This is a genomic window from Streptomyces sp. NPDC015032, from assembly GCF_043080425.1.
Taxonomy (GTDB): domain Bacteria; phylum Actinomycetota; class Actinomycetes; order Streptomycetales; family Streptomycetaceae; genus Streptomyces.
The window spans coordinates 109,546-133,614 of sequence record NZ_JBIBVN010000018.1; the positions used below are offsets into that span (position 1 = coordinate 109,546).

Sequence of the window (24,069 nt, forward strand, 5' to 3'; positions counted from 1 at the left end):
TGCAGGTAAGCCTTACCTTACCCGAACGAATCGATGTTTGAACTGGGGCCTGCTCCGCCTATCGTGCAGAGGGGGGCATGGCGCACGCGAGCCGCGCCCACGGCAGGCCGAGGAGGTCCGAGTGGAGCAGGGCAGAGCGCCGGGGCAGGCGGCGCCGTCGTGTGCGCCCGCAGCGTCCGCGACCATTTCGACGTCCGTACGGGTGCCCGAACAGGTGCGTGGCGAGCAGTCGCGCGGCGAAGAGGTGCGCAGGGAACAGGCGCGTGGCGAGCACACCCATGGCGAGCAGCCCTCCTCGCGCGCGGGGGTGCAGCGGCACTCCGTACGCGGCCAGATCCTCGACGCCCTGCGCGCCGCCCTGGTCGACGGTCAGCTGGTTCCCGGTCAGGTCTACTCCGCCCCGGCCCTCGGCGCACGCTTCGGGGTCTCCGCGACCCCGGTGCGCGAGGCGATGCAGCAACTGGCCGTCGAGGGCGCCGTCGAAGTCGTACCGAACCGTGGATTCCGGGTGTCCCAACGGGGCCCGCGCGAGCTGGCCGAGCTGGCCGAGGTGCGGGCCCTGATCGAGGTCCCCGTCATGCTGCGGCTGGCCCGCACCGTCCCGCCGGCCCGCTGGTGCGCCCTGCGTCCACTGGCCGACGCCACGGTGGCGGCCGCCGCGGTGGGCGACCGGGCGAGCTACGCCGAGTCCGACCGGGCCTTCCACGGCGCGGTCCTCGCGCTCTGCGGCAACGAGCAGTTGGTGATGGTCGCCGACGACCTGCACCGCCGCTCCCAGTGGCCCCTGGGCAACAACCCCGCCACCCGCCGCGCCGATCTGCTCGCCGACGCCGCCGAACACACCGTCCTCCTCGACGCGCTCATCGCCCAGGACCTGGCCGTCGTGCAGTCACTCGTACGGAAACATTTCACCGGCGCCGAGAGCTGAACCGGGACGGCCCGTGGGTTCCGCATCCGGAGCCGGTGAGGCCACGCCGCTGATCCCTTGATCGTTCTTGGGGCGGGTAGGGCGGGTAGGGCGGGCGGCGCGGCCGGTGGTCCGGTCGAGGACCGCGCCCGACGCCCACCGGTCCGGCCGCGGACGGCGTTCCGGATGCCCGGGCCCGGTCGAGGGCCGGGTCCGGCGTTCACCGGTCGGCCCTGCGACCACCGCCTGCCGCCTGCCGCCTGCCGCCTGCCGTCTGGTGCCTGCCGCCTGCCGCCTGCCGCCGCTTCGGCCGGTGCCGGGGCTCAGTTCACCTCGGCCGTCTCCGGGGGCGGCGGGTCCAGATGAGGTGCCAGCCAGGTCGGGACGCCCCCGAGCAGCCGGAAGAGCCGGCCCGCCTCGGCGCGCAGCCGGGTCGCCGCCTCGGGCTCCGGCTCGGAGTCCGCGAGGGCGATGAGGGCCGGAGCCGTACCGATCAGATAGCCCAGCTCCTCCCTTATCCGCAGGGACTCGGCGAAGCCGTGCCGGGCCTCCGCGAGTTCGCCCTCGCGCAGGGCGAGCAGGGCGAGATGGCGCCAGGTCGAGGAGAGCAGCAGGGCGTCGCCCTGGGCGGTCGCGCCGGCGTGGGCCCTGCGGTACGCGGCGCGCGCGGCCTGCGGCGAGTCGGCGATGTTCTGCGCGATCAGGCCCCGGCGGAAGTCCAGCAGCGGTCGGCCCGGAGCGGACGGGGCGAGCAGTGCGGCGGCCCGGCTCAGGGCGACACTGGCCTCGTCGGCCCGGTCCCGTACCCCCAGAAGTGTCGAGGCGTACGCCAGATGACCGCGCTCGCAGGCAGCCGCGCCGCGTTCGGCAGCGTCGTGGGCCAGTGCCTCGGCGGTGCGCAGGGCGTCCTCGGCGTCGGTCCAGCCCTGTCCGGTGTACAGGCACCGCTCGGTCAGCAGGGCCGTCCGCTGGAGGGCCGCCGCCGGATCGGTGGCGGCGTCGTGTTCGAGCAGCGCGGCGGCGTCCGTCCAGCAGGCGCGTGACCGCAGCCGCCATACCGCTGTCTGGAGCGGCGGATCGTCATCTGCTGTCGTTCCGGAACCAGACATGGCGGTATGCGCCACATTGCCCTCCCCGAGCGCGCCATTGAGCTGTTGAGTCTGGCGGCATCTCAGCATGGAATGGCACGCCGGGCCAAGGGGTCGGTTCAATGTCAGGTGAAAGATTTCACAAACGACCGGACCCGCTCGGAACCGGGGCCAGGCCCGGAAGTCAGCTCATACGCAGGGCGAGGAAGAAATCGAGCTTGTCCTCCAGGCGCGAGAGGTCACGCCCCGTCAACTGCTCGATTCGCCCGACCCGGTAGCGCAGTGTGTTGACGTGCAGATGGAGCCGGGACGCGCAGCGGGTCCAGGAGCCGTCACAGTCCAGGAACGCCTCCAGCGTCGGGATCAGCTCCGCGCGGTGGCGCCGGTCGTAGTCGCGCAGCGGGTCGAGCAGCCGTGCGGTGAACGCGCGGCGCACGTCGTCCGGGACGAACGGCAGCAGCAGGACGTGCGAGGCCAGCTCGTGATGGCCGGCCGCGCAGACCCGCCCGGGGCGGGCCGCCGCCACCCGGCGGGCGTGCCGGGCCTCCTCCAGGGCGCCGCGGAGCCCCTCGGGCGAATGCACGGCCGCACTCACACCCAGGGTCAGCCGGCCGTCGTCGGCGAGGCCCGCGGAGAGCGGCTCGCGGACGGCGGCGAGCAGCACATCGGCGTGCAGCGTGGTCTCCGCCCCGGCGGGGCTCGCGTCGGTGGAGTCAGGGGCCGCCGTGGACGCGGCGGGGGCGGGCAGCGGTACGAGGGCCACGGCCTCCGCACCCGTGTGGGCGACCGCGATCCGGTCGGCGGAGCCGGGACCGGTGACCGCGGGGTCGACGAGGATCTCCTCCAGCAGCGCCTGGGCCATCGCGCCGCCGGCGACGGCGGGCCCGGAGCCGCCGGCCGGGGCACCCGCGACGGAGTCATCCGGCCCGCCCGTGGTGGCGGAACCCTCCGCGCCGCCCCACTCGACCCGGGCCACCACGACCTGCCAGTGCGGTGCGGTGCCGAGACCGGGCAGCAGCACCGGGGCGGCGACCCGCAGGCGGGCCGCGATCTCGGCGGGCGGGGAACCCGTCTGGACCAGCTCCAGGACTTCCTGGGCGAGTCTGCGGCGTACCGTACGGGCTGCGTCGCGCCGGTCCCGCTCGACCGCGATCAGCTGGGTGACGCCCTGGAGCAGGTCCAGCCGGGCGGGCGGCCAGTCGCTCGCGTCCGCCTCGACCGCGAGCAGCCAGTCGGAGAGCACCGACTCGCGCACATCCCGGGAGGCCGGGAGCGCACCCCGCCCGGTGTTCCGGATCGGGAAGAGCGAATACGTGGTGCCCGCCACTGTGGCCCGGTGCGGGGCCCGGTGACCGGTGCGGGTGGCGGCCAGGTGGTGGCCGGCGAGCGCGGCGCCGACCGCTCCGGCCAGCGGCGCGTCCCCGGCGCCCGCGATCTGCCGCCCGGTGGGGGAGAGCACCCAGGCACGCAGGTCGAGGTCGGAACCGAGCAGATCGAGCACCACCTCGGGGCCACCGCCCGCCGGACCCGAGGTCATGAGTCTGCGGTGCCGGTCCACGACCGCGGCCAGATCGCCCGCCCGCTGGCCGGACACCTGGCGCACCACATGCTCGGTGATCGTTGCGAACGCGACGGTCTCGTGGACGGCGAAGAGCGGCAGCCGGTGCCGCGCACATGCCTCCACCAGATCACCGGGAATGTCGCCGAGCTCCGCCTCGCCCGCCGCCAGACCGGCGACCCCGGCACCCACCAGGATCCGTACGAACGGCTCCGATTCCGTCGCGTCCCGGCGCCAGGCCAGGCCCGTCAGGACCAGCTCGCCGCCCGACAGATAGCGGCTGGGATCCCGCAGGTCGGTGGTCATCACGCCGCGGACGGACCTGTCCAGCTCGTCCTCGCCGCCGAGCAGCCGCAGGCCCAGCGCGTCGGTCTCCAGCAGTGCGCGCAGCCGCATCTCGTCGCCGCCGATCTCTTTCGTTGGTGCGGGTGAAAACTGGATATTGCGGTGAGGCCACCGACCCCCACCATTCGTTCGAATCTACAAGACGAGGAGATCGGCCAGCCAACTCCTTCATGGTTTCGGTGACTGCACCGGGTGGAGCACGGCTTGTGTACTTGGCCCCACGCCGCGTTAACAACACATGAACGACCAGTCGAGGGCCGGCCGTCCCCAGCCCCGGCGAACGGCCCGATTGAGAAGAAGAGAGCCACTCATGGACTTCCTTCGCCCCGCCAGCTGGGAGGAGGCGCTCGCCGCCAAGGCCGAGCACCCGACGGCTGTGCCCATCGCGGGTGGCACCGATGTGATGGTCGAGATCAACTTCGACCACCGGCGGCCCGAGTACCTGCTGGACCTGAACCGCATCGGAGAGCTGTCCGAGTGGGAGGTGGGTCAGGAGAATGTACGGCTCGGCGCATCCGTACCGTACAGCCACATCATGGAGCACCTGCGGGCCGAGCTGCCCGGACTGGCGCTCGCCTCGCACACCGTCGCCTCGCCGCAGATCCGCAACCGCGGCGGCGTCGGCGGCAACCTGGGGACTGCGTCGCCCGCCGGTGACGCCCATCCGGCGCTGCTCGCCGCGGGCGCCGAGGTCGAGGCCGCATCCGTCCGCGGGACCAGGATGATCCCGATCGACGCCTTCTACACCGGGGTCAAGCGCAACGCCCTCGCCCCGGACGAGCTGATCCGGGCCGTGCACATCAAGAAGGCCGACGGGCCGCAGCAGTTCTCCAAGGTCGGCACCCGCAACGCGATGGTCATCGCCGTCTGCGCCTTCGGCCTGGCGCTGCACCCCGGGACCCGCACGGTCCGCACCGGCATCGGCTCGGCCGCGCCCACGCCCGTACGGGCGAAGGAGGCCGAGGAATTCCTGGACGCCGCGCTCGAAGAGGGCGGTTTCTGGGACAGCCGCGCGATCATCACCCCGTCCATCGCCTCGCAGTTCGCCACGCTCGCCGCCGGTGCCTGCAACCCGATCGACGATGTGCGCGGCACCGCGAGCTATCGCAGGCATGCGGTAGGGATCATGGCCCGCCGCACCCTCGGCTGGACCTGGGAGTCGTACCGCGGCAACGGCCGCAGCACCGAAGGAGCTGCCTGATCATGCGCGTCAATTTCACGGTCAACGGCCGCAGGCACGAGGCGGACGACGTCTGGGAGGGCGAGTCCCTCCTCTACGTGCTGCGTGAGCGGATGGGCCTGCCCGGCTCGAAGAACGCCTGCGAGCAGGGCGAGTGCGGATCGTGCACGGTCCGTCTGGACGGTGTCCCGGTCTGCGCCTGCCTGGTCGCCGCGGGCCAGGTGGAGGGCCGCGAGGTCGTCACCGTGGAGGGCCTCGCGGACCTCGCCGCCCACCGCTCCCGGGCACACACCGGCAGCGGCTGCGCCGCCGGTGCCGGTGGCACCGCACTGGACAAGGCCCGGCAGTGGGAGGCCGAGCCGGCCGGTGAAGAACCCCGGGAGGGCGGTGAACTCTCCCCGATCCAGCAGGCGTTCATCGACGCCGGCGCCGTGCAGTGCGGCTTCTGCACCCCCGGCCTGCTGGTCGCCGCCGACGAACTGCTCGAACGCAACCCGGAACCGTCCGACGCGGACATCCGCGAGGCGCTCTCCGGCAACCTCTGCCGTTGCACCGGCTACGAGAAGATCCTCGACGCGGTCCGCCTGGCGGCCGCCCGCGCGGAAGAAACGGTCTGACGATGGGTGTTACCGGCAACCCCACCAGCATCAACCAGGGCACCCGCACCAGGGGCGGCATCGGCGAGTCCACGCTGCGCCCCGACGGCATCCTGAAGGTCACCGGAGAGTTCGCGTACTCCTCGGACATGTGGCACGAGGACATGCTCTGGGGCCACACACTGCGTTCCACGGTCGCGCACGCCGAGATCGTCTCCATCGACACCTCGGAAGCGCTCGCCACCCCCGGCGTCCACGCCGTGCTCACCTACGACGACCTGCCGACCTCGGTGAAGAAGTACGGGCTGGAGATCCAGGACACCCCGGTCCTCGCCCACGGCAAGGTCCGCCACCACGGCGAACCGGTGGCGCTCGTCGCCGCCGACCACCCGGAGACGGCCCGACGCGCCGCGGCGAAGATCAGGATCGACTACCGCGAGCTGCCCCTCGTCACCGACGAGGCCTCCGCCACCGCCCCCGGCGCGCCCCTCGTCCACGAGGACCGTGACGACCACCATGCGGGGCACGTACCGCACCCCAACATCGTCCACCGCCAGCCCGTGGTCCGCGGCGACGCGGACGCGGCGGCGGCCCGCGCCGATGTCGTGGTCCGCGGCGAGTACGTCTTCGGCATGCAGGACCAGGCGTTCCTCGGCCCCGAGTCCGGACTCGCCGTGCCCGCCGAGGACGGCGGTGTCGACCTGTACGTCGCCACCCAGTGGCTCCACTCCGACCTGCGTCAGATCGCCCCCGTCCTCGGCCTGCCCGAGGACAAGGTCCGCATGACGCTCTCCGGGGTCGGCGGCGCCTTCGGCGGGCGCGAGGACCTGTCGATGCAGATCCACGCCTGCCTGCTGGCCCTGCGCACCGGCAAGCCGGTCAAGATCGTCTACAACCGGTTCGAGTCCTTCTTCGGACATGTGCACCGTCATCCCGCCAAGCTCTGGTACGAGCACGGCGCCACCCGCGACGGCAAGCTGACCCATATGAAATGTCGCATCGTACTGGACGGCGGAGCCTACGCCTCCGCTTCTCCGGCCGTCGTCGGCAACGCCTCCTCGCTCAGCGTCGGCCCGTACGTCGTCGACGACGTCGACATCGAGGCCATCGCGCTCTACACGAACAACCCGCCGTGCGGTGCCATGCGCGGCTTCGGCGCGGTCCAGGCGTGCTTCGCCTACGAGGCACAGATGGACCGGCTCGCCGCCGAACTCGGCATGGACCCGGTCGAGTTCAGGCAGCTCAACGCCATGGAACAGGGCACCGTCCTGCCGACCGGACAGGTCGTCGACTCGCCCGCCCCGGTCGCCGAGCTGCTACGACGGGTGAAGGCCAGGCCGCTGCCGCCCGAGCGCCAGTGGGAGGTGGCCGGCGAGCAGGCCGACGTACGGGCCCTGCCCGGCGGACTCTCCAACACCACGCATGGCGAAGGCGTCGTGCGCGGCGTCGGCTACGCGGTCGGTCTCAAGAACGTGGGCTTCTCCGAGGGCTTCGACGACTACTCCACCGCCCGGGTACGCATGGAGGTCATCGCAGGCGCACCCGTCGTGACCGTGCACACCGCCATGGCCGAGGTCGGGCAGGGCGGTGTCACCGTCCACGCCCAGATCGCCCGTACCGAACTCGGCGTCACCCAGGTCACCATCCGCCCGGCCGACACCCGGGTGGGCTCCGCCGGCTCCACTTCCGCCTCCCGGCAGACCTATGTCACCGGTGGCGCCGTGAAGCACTCCTGCGAGGCCGTACGCGAGAAGGTCCTGGAGATGGGCCGGCGCAAGTTCGGCACGTACCACCCCGCCTGGGCCACCGCCGAACTGCTCCTGGAGGGCGGCAAGGTCGTCACCGACGCCGGTGAAGTGCTGGCCGATCTGGTCGACGTGCTGGGGGACGAGGCGGTCGACATCGAGCTGGAGTGGCGCCACCGCCCCACCGAGGCGTTCGACCTCCGTACCGGGCAGGGCAACGGCCACGTCCAGTACTCCTTCGCCGCGCACCGCGCGGTCGTCGAGGTCGACACCGAACTCGGCCTCGTCAAGGTCATCGAACTGGCCTGCGCCCAGGACGTCGGCAAGGCGCTCAACCCGCTCTCCGTCGAAGGGCAGATTCAGGGCGGCACCACCCAGGGCCTGGGCGTCGCCGTCATGGAGGAGATCCTCGTCGACCCGAAGACCGCGAAGGTGCGCAACCCGTCCTTCACGGACTACCTGATCCCCACCATCCTCGACACCCCGACCATCCCCGTCGATGTGCTCGAACTCGCCGACGACCATGCCCCGTACGGGCTCCGCGGCATCGGCGAGGCCCCCACCCTGTCGTCGACCCCGGCCGTCCTCGCGGCGATCCGTGACGCGACGGGTCTGGAGCTCAACAGAACACCGGTACGCCCCGAGCACCTCACGGGCACCTGAGAGGAGCTCCCGGCTCCTCCTCAACTCCCCGGGCGGCGCGTCTCCCAGGAACGCCGCACTTCCGCCGCCCGCACCGCACGGAGCATCCAAGTGCCGTACCGTTCACGGACCTTGGCGCACTCAGCAGTGCTGCGGTACCTGCACATTCCGTTCTGCATGAACCGTTCGTCCCGGGCCGTCCCCCGGGTCGTGCCGCCAGCACACTTGTAGAAGGAGAAACGCCATGCTGGACATCGCCGAGCAGCTCAACCGGTGGGTCGAGCAGGGGCGCGACTTCGCCGTGGCCACGGTCGTGACGGTCGGCGGGAGCGCGCCCCGGCAGCCGGGAGCCGCCCTCGCCGTCGACCGTGCGGGCACGGCGATCGGCTCGGTCTCCGGCGGGTGTGTGGAGGGCGCGGTGTACGAGATGTGCGGGCAGGCCCTCGACGACGGCAGAACCGTACGGGAGCGGTTCGGCTACAGCGACGAGGATGCCTTCGCGGTCGGACTGACCTGCGGCGGCGTCATCGACATCCTGGTGACACCGGTCCGTGCGGACGACCCGGCGCGGGCCGTGTTCGCCGCCGCGCTCGCCGCCGCCGCACGGGGGGAGGCGGCGGCGGTCGCCAGGATCACCGACGGGCCCGCGGAACTCCTCGGACGCCCACTGCTCGTCCATCCCGACGGCTCGTACGAGGGCGGGCTCGGCGGACATCCGCAACTGGACCGCACGGCCGCGGCCGATGCCCGCGCGATGCTGGACGCGGGCCGTACCGGCTCCGTCACCGTCGGAGCCGAGGGCTCACGCTGCGGGCAACCACTGACCCTGCTCGTCGAGTCGAGCGTCCCACCGCCCCGGATGATCGTCTTCGGCGCCATCGACTTCGCGTCGGCGCTGGTCCGGGCAGGAAAGTTCCTCGGGTACCACGTCACCTTGTGCGACGCCCGCCCCGTCTTCGCGACGAAGGCGCGCTTCCCGGAGGCCGATGAACTGGTCGTCGACTGGCCGCACCGCTATCTCGCGACGACCGGCGTCGACGCGCGCACCGTCCTGTGCGTCCTCACCCACGACGCCAAGTTCGATGTCCCGCTGCTGGAACTGGCGTTGAGGCTGCCGGTGGCGTACGTCGGAGCGATGGGCTCGCGCCGTACCCACCTGGAGCGCAACGACCGGCTGCGCGGGGTCGGCGTCACGGAGCTGGAACTGGCCAGGCTGCACTCGCCGATCGGCCTCGACCTCGGCGCCCGTACCCCCGAGGAGACCGCGCTGTCGATCGCCGCCGAAATCGTCGCCGACCGGCGCGGCGGCAGCGGCGTACCGCTCAAGGGGGCGCACACGCCGATCCATCACGAGGGCGGCGGGACGAGGACGGGAGTGATCACGTCGGTGGCCTGAAGCGGCCACCGCACCGTGATCGTTTCGGGGCGGGTTGCCGCCACGGCGGATGCACGCCAGGTGCGAACCTGACGATAGCCGTGCTTCCGGCTTTTCGATCTGCTCCATGACATTCACATCCTCCTCCGCTTCCGGCCGGTTGAGATCCACCCGCGCGGGTCGCGGGGCTCTGCCCATAGCGACATCGGTCGCCCTGGTGAGTGGCGCGCTGCTTCCCGCAGCGGGCTCCGCTTTGGCCCGTTCGCTGGACAACGGCATCGCCGAACTCTCCCCACGGGGCCATCGCCGTCACCATGCCGACGGGCCGGTACACGGTCACCGCCAGCACGCACCACGGTCACAAGAACATCGGCATCGCCAATGACCTGGCGGGCGAGCACGAGATCGATCTGGCCACGGACAACGGATCGATCACGGTCAGGAACGGCTGATCCGGGGGCGGCCGACCGCCCTGTGCGCCACCACGGCCGCACACAGCAGCGCGGGGGCCGCCGCCACCGCGAAACAGACGGCCGTCGGCAGGCGGTCCACCAGCAGACCCACCGCCGCGGTGCCCGCCGAGGACCCGGCGTTGACCGCCGTGTTGACCCACGCACCCGCCTGTGTGCGGCTGCCCGTGCCAACGGACTCGTCCGCGACGAGATACGCGGTCGTCAGGGCCGGGGCGACGAATGCCCCGGCGACCGCGATCATCACGACCAGCACGTACACATCGGGTGACAGCCCGGCCACCACCATCGCCACCGCCAGGCCGGCGGCCGGAACGGGCAGCCGCACCCGGTTCGAGGCGCGCCAGGAGACGGCACCGTAGGTGAGCCCGCCGACCGCGCTTCCCGCCGAGAGCGCGGCCAGTACCCAGGCCGCCGCCGTTCCCTGGTGGTGCTGCTCGGTGAGCGCCACCACCAGCAGATCCAGGGCCCCCAGACACAGCCCCACGGACGCTGCCACGAGCGCTGCGTGCCGCACCCCGGCCATGCCGAGCAGTCGCTGCTCGCGGGGTGCGTCCTGTGACGCGGCGGCCTTGTCCGCTGACGGTGTGGCGGCGATGTCACGCACCGCGGGCGAGGACACCAGCGCCAGGGTGCCCGCCAGCACGAGCGCGGCACTGATCGCGACTCCTGCCGCGGGGACGGTGAACCCGATCATCACGCCCACCAGCAACGGCCCGGTGACGAACAGCAGTTCCTCGGCGACGCCGTCCAGGCTGTACGCGCGCTGCAACAGCTCCCGTTCAGGAACGAGGCTGCTCCACAAAGTCCGCATCACCGGGCCCAACGGCGGTGTGCAGGCGCCCGCCGTCATGGCGAGTGCCCCCAACAGGAGCGAGGAGGCCCCCGGCCGCCAGGTGGCGTACGCCAGGGCGGCGAGCAGCGCGGAGTAGACACCGGCCATCGGTGGCAGGGCCCGGCGCGGCCCGTACCGGTCGATCAGCGAGGCACGGGCGGGGGAGAGGAAGACGCTGGTCGCCCCGAACAGGGCCATGACGGCGCCCGCGACCGAGTACGAGCCGGTGGTGTCCTTCACCGCCAGCATCAGGGAGAGGGAGACCAGCCCGTACGAGAGCCGACCCAGCAGTGCGGCACCGAAGGTACGGGGGGCGTGGCGGGTACGCAGGACCGTGGCGTACGACGGGGCGCGCGAAGGCGCGGGTGAGGGTGAAAGCACCGGGACATTCCTCGTGAGGGCAGCGCGGTACGGGGCGCTGCGGGCATGCGGGGACACCGAGGGGCCGCACCCGGTGGGACGGAGTGGGTGCGGTCAGCGCGGATCTCTACGCACGGGAGAGGAACATGCCCGCCAACGTAGCAGGGCCGGAGGCGTGTGGTGGAGGGTGTGCCAGGGGGAGACCGCCGGCCGGAAGACGCTCCGCCGCGTCGGCCGAGCCTGCCGCGTCGGTCGAGCCCGCCGCATCGGCTGAACCCGCCGTGTCGGTCGAGCCCGCCGCATCGGCTGAACCCGCCGTGTCGGCCGAACTCGTGCCATCCGCGTCAGTCGGTGATGCCGGTGTTGGCTGCCAGGATTTCCGCGGCGGTCTGCCGGAGTCGCGGGAGGTATCCGATGACTTCGTCGGTGCGGTGGAGGAGGTCCTCGGTGGATGTGACGCCGAGGTCGGCGACGGCCTCCCGGAAGGCCGGGAGGCGCGCGACGTGCAGGTCCGGGGCGTCCGCGGCCAGGACGGCGTGACAGCGGGCGAACGTCGCGGTGATCCAGAAGACGGCTTCGCGGTGGTCGCCCCGCTCGATGAGCTGCCGGCTTCCCCCGATGGCGATCGGCCGTGCCTCGGTGGTGATGTCGCTGCTGAAGAAGAACGGGGTGCGGGCGACCCGCGCGGCCGCGTCGAACGTACGGGTCAGCTGGTCCAGGTGATGCCCGGTCCTGCGGGCGGACAGCCGCGCGCACCCCAGGAGCTCCAGCAGCTCCGGATACCGGTCTGCGTGCCCGTAGTCGGTGAGAACCGCGCGCGCCGCCGGGTAGCGCAGCCGGACGGTGGGGTTGCGCAGCGCGGCGACGAGCAGGACGTGGGTGGTCACCCCGGTGGGGAACAGCCAGGCCGTCACCTGTTCGTGGAACGGTGCCGAGGTGTCGAACGCGGCGAGGCGGGTCTCGATCCGGCGCTCCGCGTCCAGGCACCTGCGGCGCACCCGGAATCGCTCGGCGAACCGTGGGAACACCTCCGACCGCAGGCCGCGCAGCCGGCCGGTCGGGTCGTCGATGACCGTGTCACGGCGGAAGCTCCCGGCCAGGTGGTACGAGGAGAGCACATCGTCCGCCGAGGAGAGGTCGTCCCATGACAGATGGCTGACCTCCAGCAGCGCACCGTGGAAGCGGAACTTTCCGGGCTTGGCCGGCGGGTCGTGCTCGGCGGTGACAACGACGATGTCGATATCGGAGAACGGGGACAGTTCGGCGCCGTCCGGCAGACCGACCGTCGAGCCGCTGAAGTAGGCGCCGCGGAAACCGGATTCGGCTCGTGCATGCTCTTCGCCCCAACGCGCCGCGGCCGCTCGGGCCGTACCGATTCTCATGCCCAGTCCTTATCACTGTTCTGCGGGAACCAGCCGCCCGGGATGCCGTTCTGGTGGAATCACGGCATGACAAAGCTGCTGCACCAAGTCCTCCAGGGGCTCGATCGCTTCCACGCCGCCCACCCGTGGGACCACAATGCCCACTACCACCGGTGGATTCTGCGTCAGCTCCCCCGTAGTTGCGACAGAGCCCTGGACGTCGGCTCCGGCGCCGGAGAACTGGCCCGGCTCCTGGCGACACGAGCGAAGGCGGTGCACGGAATCGACTCCGACCCGGACATCGTGGCCCGGGCCCGTGAACTGACCGCCCCGGACGCTCCGGTGACCTTCGCCGTCGCGGACGCGCCGGACGGGATACCGCCCGGCCCCTACGACGTCATCACCTGCGTCGCCACGGTTCACCATCTGCCGTTCACCGAAGCCCTCACCCGGTTCCGTGGGCATCTGGCACCCGGTGGAACCCTGCTGGTGGTGGGCGTCGCCCGGGAGGCGACCTGCGGGGACTACCTGCTGGGTCTCCTCTCCGTTCCGCTGAACATCGCCATGGCCCTGATCAAGAACAAGGGGCGCAGGGCATCCCGCCCCGACTCCATGACCGCCAGGACCCGGCCGGCCGAGATGACCTACGCCGAGATCGTTCATCAGGCGCGTCAGGTGCTGCCCGGCGTGAGAGTGCGTCGCAGGCTGTTGTGGCGCTACACCCTCGTATGGCGCGACGGCTCCGGCGAGGACTGACCATGTCGAAGGCGAAGGCCGGGACATGCCCGGGATCGTGTTCTCCCGGACGCTGGAGCAGGCCGAATGGAACACCGTCATCATGCGGGAGGTGGACGTCGACGAGATCACCGTTCTCAAGGCACGGCCCGGCGGAGATCTGGCGCCCGGTGGTGCCGATCTCGCCGCGTCCTTCATGCGGTACGACCTGATCGACGAGTACCGTGTCTACGCCCATCCGGCTCTCCTCGGACGGGGCAAGCCCCTCTTCCCGGCGTCGGATACCAGGACCGCCGTCCGTCCGAACGGGACCCGGACCTTCGGCAACGGGGTCGTACTCCTGTGCTACGAGCGGCCCACGGCTGCTCCACCGGAATGAACTCCACGCGCTGCGGCGGCGTCCCGGCTGCTCCACCGGGCCCAACGGGGAGCTCTGCCGTATAACTTCCGCACTGTTACGAGAACTCACGGAAAGTACTCACGGAAAGTACTCACGGAAAGTACTCGCGAGAAGAACTCACGAGAACTGACGAACCGTCGAAGCGGCGAACCGATGAACTGGCGAGAGGGCAGGCGATGACACTCGGCGTCGAGGACCGCATGGCGATCACGGAACTGATCGGCCTGCACGGGCACCTGGTCGATGACGGCGAACTCGACCGACTGGAGGAGTTGTTCACCGAGGACGTCGTCTACGACGCCTCGGCCCTGGGGCATGGATCGATGCATGGGCCCGGGGCCGTCCGGGACACGGTAACGGCGATGGGGGAGCACGGGCCTGTGGGCCACCACGTCACCAATATCGTCCTGACCGAGGTGAGCGACGATCAGGTGCGTGCGCGGTCCAAGGGGATCGGGATCAGGGCGGACGGCACGTGCGGAAGCGTGATGTACGAGGACCTGATCGTGCGCGGCGAGGAGGGGTGGCGCATCAGCCGCCGCACGATCACCGCACGACGTACTCCTTCCGGTGCGGACAAGCGACCCTCATGACATGTCACATGTGATCGTGCGCCACAGGCCGACGCCGACGGTGCCCGTCCCGCCAACGGAAGGGGCACCGTCGACCCGGCCGGGGCCGGGCGGCGCGTCAGGTCGCGTCAGATCGCGTCAGGCGTCCAGCATGCCCGACGTGTCGATGACCTGCCGGATCGCCCGGCCCGAAGCCAGCTCCTCCAACGCCGCGTTGATGTCGGCCAGCGGCAGTGTGCCGGTGTGCATCTGCTCCACCGGCATCAGGCCCGCCCGCCACAGATCCAGGAACCTGGGAATGTCGCGGCGCGGGACCGCGTCGCCCATGTACGAGCCGAGCAGGGACTTGCCCTCGCCCGCGAATGCCAGCGCCGGGACCTCCAGCACCCGGTCGGGGGCGGGGAGGCCCACCGAGACGACCTTGCCGCCCCGGGCCACGGCCGTCAGACACTCCGCCATGACCTTGGGACTGCCCACCGCCTCCACCGCCAACTCGGCTCCTCCAGAGGTGAGTTCACGAACGGCCCGGATCGCCTCGTCGGGGGCGTACGCATGCGTCGCACCGAGCCGGAGGGCCAGCTCGCGCTTCTCCTGGACCGGGTCGACCGCGATGATCGGATACGCCCCGGCCGCGCGGGCTCCCAGCACCGCGGACAGGCCCACGCCGCCCAGGCCGTAGACCACCGTCGACTGGCCGGGCCGCAGGGCCGCCGTGTTGATGACGGCTCCGGCGCCGGTCAGGACCGCGCAGCCGAACATCGAAGCCACCGTGAACGGGATGTCCTCGGGGATGGGCACCACCGACTCCTGGGCCAGCACCGCGTGTTCGGAGAACGCGGAGACGCCCAGCTGGTGGTGGACCGGTGCGCCGGAGGCGTCGGTCAGCAGCGACGGGCCGTGCAGCAGTGCGCCCGAGCCGTTCGCCGCCGCTGCCTGCGCGCACAGGGCGGGGCGGCCCGCCGCGCAGTCGCCGCAGAAGCCGCAGCTGGGTACGAAGACCAGGGCCACATGGTCGCCGGCGGAGACCCGGTGGACGCCCGGCCCGGTCTCCTGGACGACACCCACCGCCTCGTGGCCCAGTGCCATCGGCAGCGGGCGGACCCGGTCGCCGTTGACCACCGAGAGGTCCGAGTGGCAGAGCGAGGCGGCCGCGATACGGACCAGCACCTCGCCCTCGCGCGGGGCGCCCAGCTCCAGCTCCTCCACCTCCACCGGCCGGGTCCCGGAGTAGGGGCGGGCCGTCGATATCCCGCGCAGCACCACGGCACGGGTCTTCATGCCCGCACCTCCGGACGCGGGGCGCAGCGCAGCACGTCGCGGCTTTCCAGCAGCGGGACGATCTTGCCGAGCACGATCTCCTGGAAGTGCGGGGTGGCGCAGTGTGCGGTGAAGTCGGCCTCGGAGGCGTACTCCTCGTACAGCACGATCGCCCGGGGGTCCTCGGTGCCCTGGTGGACCCGGTAGGCGAGATTCCCCGGCTCCTCGCGGGAGGCGGCGGCCATCGTGTCGAGCAGCGGGAGGACGGTGTTCTCCTCGCCGGCCTCGGTGCGGTAGCGGGCGACGACTACGTATGTCATGGGGGCTTACTCCTGGGGTGCGGCGGGCCTCTTCAGGGCGGTGGGCGGGACCGTTGGCAGCTGGTCCCGGCGCAGGTGCCAGAGGCGGGGGTCGGACGTGGCGGCGGCGGCCGACCCGAGGGCCAGCGCGAGCGCCACGTCCGCGGCGGTCTCCACGAAGCCCGCGGCGACCGACGGGGACATGGCGCGCTGTGCCTGCGCGCTCATCCGGGCGATGATCGGGGCGGGCATGATCTCGACCAGGTCCGGCGCCCCGCGTGAGATCGCGTCCGTGGAACGGCGCAGGTTGGACCGGTCGGTGACGAACACCTTCATCATCGTCAGCAGGCCGAGCGGACGGCCCTTCTCTATGAGGGAGAGCCGGGTGCTGACCACGCCGTGCGCGCCCATGTTCTTGATGAACTCCAGCGCGCCCCGGTCCTGAGCCAGACCGGGGCTGCTGTCCACGTTCACGAACACGGTCTTCCCCGCCCGGCCCAGTGCCGGAACGACCTGGGGCAGCTGTCCCACCGCGAACGAGGCGAGGATGCACACCTTGGCCGGTGCGGTCAGGAACTGCCGCAGCGGCTGGGTGCCGACGACCGACGCGACGACCGGCACCTCGGCGAACGCCGCGGTGAGCCGGGGGTCGAGCGGGGCACCGGACCGGGAGGGGGAAGGGGTCATGGCAAGGGCCTGCCTGGGGAGGGAGAGGTTCGTGGCTGCTGAGGCCTGACGTCAGCTCAGCGGAGACGTACCGAATCGGCTGGGAAGGCCCAGTTTGCCAGGGTTGAGAATGCCGGCCGGGTCCAGGGCCTTCTTCACCGCGACGAAGGTCGCGAAGCCCGCCCCGAGGGATTCCTCCAGGTAGGGGCCGCGCAGCAGACCGCAGCCGTGGTGGTGGCTGAGCGCGGCGGCGTGCCTGATCAGTACGGCGTTGGCCGCGTCCCACACCGAGCGGTACCAGTCGCGGCGCGACTCGGGAGCCACGTCGCCGCGCAGCGAGAAGTAGACGCAGGCGCCGTCGGTGTACGCGTGGGACTGGTGGGCCGAGGCGGCCAGGGTGCCGGGCACCGACTGGATCGCGGCGACCACCTCGTCGTAGATCACCGGGAGGTCGGTCCAGGACGCGGCCATCTCCAGGGTGTCGGCGACGAAGCCCGGACCCGGCTTGAAGCCGTCGGCGGACTTGCCGACCAGCATCCGCTCGTCCAGCCAGCGCTCGAACACCGCCTTGCTGTCCAGCTCGGGGCCGTACGCCTCGCAGACCTCGGCCGCCACCTTGATCGAGGCGTCGACGATGGCCGGGTCGCCCTCGTCCGCGATCAGCAGGAGGTTGGTCTCCGGGTGGCCGAAGTGGGTGCCCGACTCCAGGGTGTCGTACAGACGCAGGACGGCCGGGGTCGCACCGCGCTGCATGATCTCGCGGCAGGCGTCGAGGCCCTCGGCGAAGGTCTTGAAGCCGAACGCCACGGCGTTGGCGTACTCCGGCAGCGGGTGGACCCGCAGACGCGCCGAGACGATGACGCCCAGGGTGCCCTCGGAGCCGATGAACAGCTGGCGCAGGTCCGGGCCGACCGCGGCGCGGGCGTAGTCGCCGTACGTGGCACGCGTACCGTCCGCGTGTACCACGTCGACGCCGATGACCATGTCCTCGATCTTGCCGTAACGGGTGGAGAGCTGACCGGCGCCGCGGCAGGCGATCCAGCCACCGACCGTGGAGACGGCGAAGGCGGACGGCCAGTGGCCGGTGGTGACGCCGTACTCCTCCTGGAGCTGCTTCTCGAAGAGGTCGCCGAACATGCCGGCCTGGACGTCCACGATGTTCGACTCGGCGTCGAAGCCGGTGATCTCGTTCAGCCCGCAGACGTCCAGGACGACACCGCCGAAGACGGGGAGCGCCGCCCCCGTGACGTTCGAGCGGCCGGCGGACGGGGTGACCGGAATGCCCGCCTCGTGGCAGATCCGCAGCACGGCGGCGACCTGGTCGGCGTCGGCCGCCTCGACGATCACGGCGTTCGGCGTCGCGGGACGGCCCTCGGTCTCGCCGATCATCGAACCGGCCCACCAGTCGCGGGTCCGGGTGACGACCTCGTCGCGGGAGGTGTGCACCGCGTGCGCGGCCCCGCGCAGCGCCTCGATCACGGTGTCGGGGACCTCGACCGGGTCCACCTGGAGGGCGGCCTCGCCGTCTCCGATCGGGGTGTTCTGCGCCCACTTGGCGAAGCTCGGGGCACCGATCGTGTAGTTGCCCCGGTTGAACGGGTGGGTGATGGTCTGACGGCTGATCATGCTGCTGCCCCTTCGAGGAGTACGGACTTTTCGTGACGGACGGCTGCGAGGTACTCGGAGACCGAACGCTCCACCTCGGCCTCCGAGAGGTTCAGTTCCTGGCCGAGGATCGCGCCGACGGCCTCGGCGGCGTCGACGGACGCGTCCCGGGCGAACAGCCGGGCGCGTATCCGGCGGGAGAGGACATCGTCGACCGAGCGGGCCAGCTCGGCGCGGGCCGCGTACACGACCTCCGCCCTGGTGTACGGGAGCCCCGCGACGATCGGCTCGGCCAGTGCGGGGTCGTCCTGGATCAGGTCGCCGACGAACCGGGCCTCGGTGCCGAAGCGTTCGCCGAGGTGCGCGGCGATGCCACCGGACGCCGCGACGGCCTCGGCGTCGTAACCGGCGCCGCCGAGCAGCGGAAGGTCGGTGGTACGGCTCTTCCCCTTGCGGCCGAGGACCGTCATCACCTTGTCGATGACGAGTTCGCCCATGTGCCGGCTGGTGGTGAGCTTGCCGCCGGTCACCGTCACCATGCCGGTGCGGCCGACGGTGATGTGGTGGTCGCGCCGCATATCGAGCGTCGCGCCCTCCTTGCCGCCGACCAGCGGACGCAGGCCGCCGATGGAACCGACCACGTCGTCCGGGGTGAGCTTCCCCTCGAAGGCGGTGTTGGCGCCCTCCAGCAGGAAGTTCATCTCCTCACGGGTGCAGTGCACATCGTCGGGGGAGCCCCGGTAGTCCTCGTCGGTGGTGCCGAGCACGACGCTGTTGCCCCAGCGGGTGCAGGTCGCGCGGCGGGCCCGGCCGGGGATCGGCACGGTGACCGTGCAGTTGATCCGGACCTTGTCCCACGGCACCACGATGTGGACGCCCTTGGCGGGCCTGACCTGGGGCTTGTGACCGTCGTCCGCCTTCGCGTCCAGCTCGTCGGTCCACACCCCGGTGGCGTTGACGACGGCTCGTGCGCGGATGTCGATGGTGTCGCCGTCCGCCGAGACCCGGGCGCCGGACACCTTCCCCATCTGCATCAGCAGACCCTCGGCCCTGGCACCGTTGAGGACCGTCGCACCGAGCGCCGCGGCGGTGCGGACGATGGTGAGGACGAGTCGGGCGTCATCGGTACGGGCGTCGAAGTACATCAGCCCGCCCTTGAGGTTCTCCGCGCGCAGCGTCGGCGCCTGCGCGAGGACCTCCGGAACGGTGAGCCGCTGGTGGAGCTTGCCGATCCGCCACCCGCCGACCAGGTCGTACGTCCACAGCAGACCCTCGAAGCCCTTGGCGAGGCGGGCGTCGAAGATGCCCTCCTTCTCCAGGATCGGGAAGAGGAACGGCAGCCGGTGCACCAGATGCGGGGCGTTCTTGCGGAAGCGGTGCCGTTCCAGGAGCGAGTGCCGGACCAGGTTGACGTTGCCCTGCTCGATGTAGCGCAGGCCGCCGTGCACCATCTTCGAGGACTTCGACGACGTGCCGGAGGCGAAGTCGTCCTTCTCGACCAGCGCCGCGCGCAGCCCGCGCGAGGCCGCGTCGAGCACGGCGTACGCCCCGGTGATGCCGCCGCCGATGACGAGTACGTCGTACGTGTCGTCGGCCAGCCGGCGCTTGAGGGCTGCCCGGTCGAGCAGCAGGGGCGTTCGGCGGGTCGCCGCGGCGCTGCGCCGCGGTTTCCGGGCTGGCATGGTGATCACAACATCAACTCCTGGTGTTTCGGTGCGGCGGCCGTGGTCGGGTGCGGGTCGCCGGTGCGACGGCGGGGGCCGTCAGTGGGGGGTTCGGGGTTCGGGGTTCTTCAGGGGGAGCAGTGCGGGATCGCCGAGATGGGCGATCAGCACATCGCGCCAGGCGGACCGCTGCTCGGTGCGCTCGGCCGCCGTGATCGACGGCTCGAAGATCCGGCCATGCGGCTGTGCCTCGACGACCTCTTCGAGCGAGGACCACAGGCCCTGGGCGACACCGGCCAGATAGGCGGTGCCGCGCAGACTGGCGGTCGCGGAGTCGGAGACCCGTTCCAGCGGCAGGCCGGTCAGGTCGGCCTGGATCCGCATGAGCGGGTCGCTGCCGGAGACCCCGCCGCCGACCCGGAGCCGGGTGAACGGTGTGCCCATGGTGTCGGCGACCCCGTCGATCAGGTCGCACACCGAGTGCGCGATCCCGTCGAGGACGGCGCGCGCGAGGTCGGCGCGGGTGGTGGCGAGGGTGAGCCCGGTGAGGGAAGCGGTGGCCTCGGGGTGCCAGACCGGCGTACGGACCCCGGCGAGTGCCGGGACGAATCGCGGGGTGCGGCCCGGCCGCGTGGGGACCCGGCCCGCCTCCTCACCGAGCTCCTTCGGCGATGCGAACAGCCCCAGGTCGTCACAGAGCCAGCGCAGCGCCGAACCCGCCGTGGAGGTGTACGCCTCCAGGCTGTAGTGGCTGATGTCGCCCTGCCGCCGGCCGGGCTGGGCGAGCACCCCGGAGATGTCCGGCCGGGGCAGGGCGGGCGTGGTGCCGGTCGCCGCGTCGACGAAGGCGCCGGTCCCGTACACGCACATGCCCTGCCCGGCGGCGAGGCCGCCCAGCGCGACGAGTGCGGCGTGCTGGTCGCCCATGGAGGCGGTCAGCGGGACGGCGATCCCGAGAGCGGCCGGGTCGGTCGTACCGAATCCGGCGTCGTCGGAGCGGAGTTCCGGAAGCAGATCGAGGGGGAAGCCGAGGTGGCTGATCCACTCCTCGTCCCAGGCGTGCCGCTCCAGCAGATAGCCACCGGTGGACGCGGCGTTGGTCGGGGTGGTGGCGTGCACGGCGCCGCCGGTGAGGCGCCAGATCAGCCAGGTGTCGACGGTACCGAAGAGCAGCCTGCCCTCGCGGTGCGCGGCGGCCACCTCCGGGTGCGCGGCGATCTGCCGGGCGGCCCAGAGGAACGGGGCGCGGGCGCCGACCGGCCGGCCCTGCCGGGCCAGCAGGGCGGCGTCCCACTCCGCCTCGTACGCGGTGAGCTCCTGTGCGTGACGCCGGTCCTGCCACACCACCGCGGGCAGCAGCGGCTGCCCGCTGACCCGGTCCCACAACATCGCGGTGGCCCGCTGGGTGGAGAGCGCGACCGCGGTGATGGCGATGCCGTCCTCACGGGCCCGGCCGACGGCCCGGCGCGCCACCTCGATGGTGGCGCTCCAGATCTCCATCGGGTCCTGCTCGACCGAGAGGTCGTCCGGGTGGCTGACCTTGATCGACCGGTAGAACACCTCGTGGGCGGCGCCCGAGTCGAGGACGACTCCGGCCCTGGTGCCCGTGGTGCCCTCGTCGATGGACAGCACACCGCGCCGTGGAGCGGCACCGGGGAACGTCTGCGTCATTGCAGCCCTTTCTTCGAGAACATCGCGAGCTGTGCGGAGAGGATGCGGAGGCGGTACGGGAGACGGGACCATCGTGTGATGCGGCAGGCCCGGCGGCGGGTCAGCGCGCGGTCACGGACTCCGCGGATTCCGTCGGACCGGCGCCGGTGGAGGCACGGTCCTGTCCGGCGACCTCGTCGGGCGACGCGGCCTTCGTCGGGTCCCACTTGATCGCCAGGCAGGTGATCAGGCCGAGCAGCGGTACGACGGAGAGCGCCAGGAAGGTGTCGGCGAGCCCCAGCGAGTCCTTGATCTGCGGGAAGACGTACAGACCGACGACACTGCCGAAGCTGCCCACCATTCCGGTGACACCGGTGCCGAGCGCGCGGACGTCACTGCTGTACGAGAGCGCCGCGATGGACTTCCCGTTGGCGCCGGGGCCCGCGGAGTGGCAGAGGATGAACAGCACCGGCAGCAGGAACGCCACGGCCGTGGGCACCTTCTCGAAGGTCAGTCCCATCGCGAGCAGTGCGACGAAGACCCCGGCGAAACCGGCGGCGGAGCTGAGCCGCAGTCCGAGGCGACGGCCGAAGTACGCGGACAGGAGCCCGCCCGCGATACCGAAGGCGTTGAAGACCATCGAGCCGATGGTGGCCTTCTCGAAGCTCTCGCCGAAGATCGTCAGGCTGATCAGCGGGAGGTACCAGCCGACCGCGAAGTACTGCATCGACTGCCCGAGCGAGATCACCGAGGAGAGAACCGTGCGCGGCAGGTACTCGCCCTTGAAGAGCAGCCCGGCCTGGCGGAATCCGATGGCGGGGGCGGCGGTGGCGGCGCGGGTCGCCTCGTCGGGCTTACCGGCGACGGCCTTGATCCCGTAGATCCTGTCCAGGTTGACGACCGCCTCGTCCAGCCGGCCCTTGCTCGCCAGCCAGGTGGGGCTCTCCCGGAGCATCAGCCACTGGCCCAGCAGCAGCGCGGCGGCGACGACCGCGGCCGAGCCGACCGACCAGCGCCAGATGTCCGCGCCGACGTCCAGATTGAAGAAGACCAGGGCGAGCGCGAGGTTGCTGGTGGTGGCGACGTACCAGACGGCCTGCCACAGGTTGAGCCGGCCGCCCAGCTTCGCGGGCGTGTACTCGGCGAGCAGCGCCATGGCGACCGCGAAGTCGATGCCGTACGCCACGCCCACCAGGACCCGGCCGAGCCAGACCACGGTGAAGTCACCGGCGAAGGCGGCGAGCAGGGCGCCCGCGATCGCGAAGACCTTGGCGATGAGCAGCGGGGGGACACGGCCGATCCGGGTGGCGAGCCAGCCGCCGACCGGGTTGAAGATGATCGCCAGGGCCGGAGCGGTGGCCGTGAGGATCGAGACCTGGGTGCTGGTCAGCTCCATCTGGGACGTCATCGGCCCCAGACCGGCGCTCAGTGCCGCATTCGAATAGGCGTCGAGGAACAGCCCGCCGAACACGAGAAACCAGATGACTTGCGCCCGGCCGGTGATCTTTCCCAGCCCATCGATGAGCGCAACGACATCGGCGACGCCTTTGACGCTCGGACGTTGTGCCATGAATCCGCCTTCGAGGAAGACCCATCGGCGGCACGGGGAGCACAAAAAAACAGGCATGACGAAACCACCGACAGGTGGTCTATGTCTATGCCTGTCAAAACACTGCGGAAAGCGCCGCAGCACGTGAACTGCTGGAAGTACGAACTATGCAGTGAGGTTAAGAACGAGTCAGGAGGAACGTCAAGGGTTTCCGGCAGGTTACACAAACGTGACGCGCACGCCTGGAACGCGATACGGGTCGCGAAACGGGGCGTGACCCGGTCCCTGCCGGTACGGGGCTGCGGCGCACATCACCACGACGCGAACTTCCTTTCCCCCTTCCCCCTTCCCCCTTCCCCGTTGTCCGCTGTCCGGTTCGAGGTGGCGCCGGTGACCGTCCGCCTGGGCACGACTGGCTGGCATCGGGGCGGCTCCCGTTGGCCGGTGAGCACGCCAGGAGGGCGACGACAAAGGGTGTCAGCGCCGATTGGCACTATGGTGATCATGAGTCACAACATTGCGTACTCCACAGCGGACAAGGCCGACGTCCTGGCCTACCTCGGCGGCAACGGCAACTTCACGGCGGACCAACTGCGCCGCCTCGACGGCATGCGCAAGGACGCCCGGGCCCATCAGGACGATCTCGACCACCAGGGTGTCGACTGGGGCCTGTCCATCCCCGACGCCCTGGATCACCTGATCGCCGGGCGCGCCGACGCGGACGCGGAGTGCGCGGGCAACGCCTACAACTCCGCTCTGCAGCACATCATCGACCACAACGCCTCCGACCCCTCCCAGCTGGGTACCTACTCCAAGCCTTCGACGTTCTTCGGTCTGGTGGACGACGAGCTGCGCCGCCTCGATGTGCCCGCCGACCTGCTGCCCCACGGCTACCTCTACGGGGGGCTGCCCGACGGCTTCCCTCACATCCCGTACTCGATGGACGGCTACCCGGCCATCGGCCACCTCCCGCTCGCCAGGACCAAGCCTGCCGCCGACGCCTACCGCGCCGTCCTGGACAGGATGAACCCGGACTTCCGGTACGACGTCCAGGAACTCATCGACAAGCTCGACTTCGAGCACGGCGAGTGGGAGTACGCGACGAAGAACATCGACTGGTACACCCAGGACACACTCTTCTTCAAGCTCACCTGATCCGATCGGTGGAGACGGGGGTGGGTGAGCCGGCCGAGGTCGTGACCAACCTCCG

The 24,069-nt window shown here is 71.2% G+C and carries 21 protein-coding genes; 10 read left to right on the plus strand and 11 right to left on the minus strand.

What is annotated here, in order from left to right; all coding sequences use genetic code 11:
- Nucleotides 1–121 precede the first annotated feature (121 nt).
- Entirely contained in the window at nucleotides 122–928 is an 807-nt protein-coding gene (locus ACF08M_RS24305; RefSeq protein ID WP_392187378.1) for a GntR family transcriptional regulator, read from the plus strand.
- A 302-nt stretch (nucleotides 929–1,230) separates the two neighbouring features.
- On the opposite strand, the gene ACF08M_RS24310 is transcribed toward ACF08M_RS24305, so the two are convergent.
- Together ACF08M_RS24310 and ACF08M_RS24315 are read right to left on the minus strand one after the other, a co-directional pair.
- Nucleotides 1,231–2,016 (minus strand): hypothetical protein, encoded by a 786-nt coding sequence (locus ACF08M_RS24310; RefSeq protein ID WP_392187379.1) that lies wholly within the window; start codon nucleotides 2,014–2,016, stop codon nucleotides 1,231–1,233.
- 163 nt (nucleotides 2,017–2,179) lie between these two features.
- The gene (locus tag ACF08M_RS24315) at nucleotides 2,180–3,949 is read right to left on the minus strand and encodes a PucR family transcriptional regulator (RefSeq protein ID WP_392187380.1); all 1,770 of its coding nucleotides are present in this window, start codon (nucleotides 3,947–3,949) and stop codon (nucleotides 2,180–2,182) included.
- Nucleotides 3,950–4,208: 259 nt separating this feature from the next.
- On the opposite strand from ACF08M_RS24315, the gene ACF08M_RS24320 reads away from it, so the two are divergent.
- The 5 genes from ACF08M_RS24320 (at nucleotide 4,209) to ACF08M_RS24340 (ending at nucleotide 9,888) form a co-directional block, all read left to right on the plus strand.
- A complete protein-coding gene (locus ACF08M_RS24320) occupies nucleotides 4,209–5,099 on the plus strand; it encodes an FAD binding domain-containing protein (protein WP_392187381.1) in 891 nt (296 codons plus the stop codon).
- Nucleotides 5,100–5,101: 2 nt separating this feature from the next.
- Nucleotides 5,102–5,695: a (2Fe-2S)-binding protein gene (locus tag ACF08M_RS24325; protein WP_392187382.1), complete on the plus strand. Its 594-nt coding sequence runs from the start codon at nucleotides 5,102–5,104 to the stop codon at nucleotides 5,693–5,695.
- Between the two features lie 2 nt (nucleotides 5,696–5,697).
- A complete protein-coding gene (gene pucD, locus ACF08M_RS24330) occupies nucleotides 5,698–8,082 on the plus strand; it encodes a xanthine dehydrogenase subunit D (RefSeq protein WP_392187383.1) in 2,385 nt (794 codons plus the stop codon).
- Between the two features lie 223 nt (nucleotides 8,083–8,305).
- Nucleotides 8,306–9,457 (plus strand): XdhC family protein, encoded by a 1,152-nt coding sequence (locus tag ACF08M_RS24335; RefSeq protein ID WP_392187384.1) that lies wholly within the window; start codon nucleotides 8,306–8,308, stop codon nucleotides 9,455–9,457.
- Between the two features lie 293 nt (nucleotides 9,458–9,750).
- Entirely contained in the window at nucleotides 9,751–9,888 is a 138-nt protein-coding gene (locus ACF08M_RS24340) for a hypothetical protein (RefSeq protein WP_392187385.1), read from the plus strand.
- Here the strand turns inward: ACF08M_RS24340 and ACF08M_RS24345 are convergent.
- Nucleotides 9,875–11,122, minus strand: coding sequence for an MFS transporter (locus ACF08M_RS24345; RefSeq protein WP_392187386.1), 1,248 nt, complete (start codon nucleotides 11,120–11,122; stop codon nucleotides 9,875–9,877). The genes ACF08M_RS24340 and ACF08M_RS24345 overlap by 14 nt on opposite strands.
- A 323-nt stretch (nucleotides 11,123–11,445) precedes the next feature.
- A complete protein-coding gene (locus ACF08M_RS24350; protein WP_392187387.1) occupies nucleotides 11,446–12,483 on the minus strand; it encodes a hypothetical protein in 1,038 nt (345 codons plus the stop codon).
- A 66-nt stretch (nucleotides 12,484–12,549) separates the two neighbouring features.
- On the opposite strand from ACF08M_RS24350, the gene ACF08M_RS24355 reads away from it, so the two are divergent.
- The 3 genes from ACF08M_RS24355 to ACF08M_RS24365 all read left to right on the plus strand — a co-directional run bounded on the left by ACF08M_RS24355 (nucleotide 12,550) and on the right by ACF08M_RS24365 (nucleotide 14,190).
- The gene (locus tag ACF08M_RS24355) at nucleotides 12,550–13,218 is read left to right on the plus strand and encodes a class I SAM-dependent methyltransferase (RefSeq protein ID WP_392187388.1); all 669 of its coding nucleotides are present in this window, start codon (nucleotides 12,550–12,552) and stop codon (nucleotides 13,216–13,218) included.
- Between the two features lie 25 nt (nucleotides 13,219–13,243).
- Nucleotides 13,244–13,576, plus strand: coding sequence for a dihydrofolate reductase family protein (locus tag ACF08M_RS24360; protein WP_392187389.1), 333 nt, complete (start codon nucleotides 13,244–13,246; stop codon nucleotides 13,574–13,576).
- A 197-nt stretch (nucleotides 13,577–13,773) separates the two neighbouring features.
- Nucleotides 13,774–14,190, plus strand: coding sequence for a nuclear transport factor 2 family protein (locus ACF08M_RS24365; protein WP_392187390.1), 417 nt, complete (start codon nucleotides 13,774–13,776; stop codon nucleotides 14,188–14,190).
- Between the two features lie 117 nt (nucleotides 14,191–14,307).
- On the opposite strand, the gene ACF08M_RS24370 is transcribed toward ACF08M_RS24365, so the two are convergent.
- The 7 genes from ACF08M_RS24370 to ACF08M_RS24400 all read right to left on the minus strand — a co-directional run bounded on the left by ACF08M_RS24370 (nucleotide 14,308) and on the right by ACF08M_RS24400 (nucleotide 22,880).
- Nucleotides 14,308–15,447: a zinc-binding dehydrogenase gene (locus ACF08M_RS24370; RefSeq protein ID WP_392187391.1), complete on the minus strand. Its 1,140-nt coding sequence runs from the start codon at nucleotides 15,445–15,447 to the stop codon at nucleotides 14,308–14,310.
- On the minus strand, nucleotides 15,444–15,746 hold the full coding sequence (locus ACF08M_RS24375; RefSeq protein WP_392187392.1) for a putative quinol monooxygenase: 303 nt from the start codon (nucleotides 15,744–15,746) through the stop codon (nucleotides 15,444–15,446). Before ACF08M_RS24375 ends, ACF08M_RS24370 begins: the two co-directional genes overlap by 4 nt.
- Nucleotides 15,747–15,752: 6 nt before the next feature.
- Nucleotides 15,753–16,412 (minus strand): glycerol-3-phosphate responsive antiterminator, encoded by a 660-nt coding sequence (locus ACF08M_RS24380; protein ID WP_392187393.1) that lies wholly within the window; start codon nucleotides 16,410–16,412, stop codon nucleotides 15,753–15,755.
- Nucleotides 16,413–16,463: 51 nt separating this feature from the next.
- On the minus strand, nucleotides 16,464–18,017 hold the full coding sequence (locus ACF08M_RS24385) for an FAD-binding oxidoreductase (RefSeq protein WP_392187394.1): 1,554 nt from the start codon (nucleotides 18,015–18,017) through the stop codon (nucleotides 16,464–16,466).
- Nucleotides 18,014–19,687, minus strand: a complete 1,674-nt coding sequence (locus tag ACF08M_RS24390; protein WP_392187395.1) for an FAD-dependent oxidoreductase — start codon at nucleotides 19,685–19,687, stop codon at nucleotides 18,014–18,016. Before ACF08M_RS24390 ends, ACF08M_RS24385 begins: the two co-directional genes overlap by 4 nt.
- Nucleotides 19,688–19,759: 72 nt before the next feature.
- Nucleotides 19,760–21,331 carry an FGGY family carbohydrate kinase gene (locus tag ACF08M_RS24395; protein ID WP_392187396.1) on the minus strand — a complete coding sequence of 524 codons (1,572 nt, stop codon included), beginning with the start codon at nucleotides 21,329–21,331 and terminating at the stop codon, nucleotides 19,760–19,762.
- Between the two features lie 100 nt (nucleotides 21,332–21,431).
- Nucleotides 21,432–22,880: an MFS transporter gene (locus ACF08M_RS24400; RefSeq protein WP_392187397.1), complete on the minus strand. Its 1,449-nt coding sequence runs from the start codon at nucleotides 22,878–22,880 to the stop codon at nucleotides 21,432–21,434.
- Nucleotides 22,881–23,363: 483 nt separating this feature from the next.
- Here ACF08M_RS24400 and ACF08M_RS24405 point away from each other — a divergent pair, with 483 nt between their 5' ends.
- Nucleotides 23,364–24,014: a hypothetical protein gene (locus tag ACF08M_RS24405; RefSeq protein ID WP_392187398.1), complete on the plus strand. Its 651-nt coding sequence runs from the start codon at nucleotides 23,364–23,366 to the stop codon at nucleotides 24,012–24,014.
- Nucleotides 24,015–24,069 lie beyond the last annotated feature (55 nt).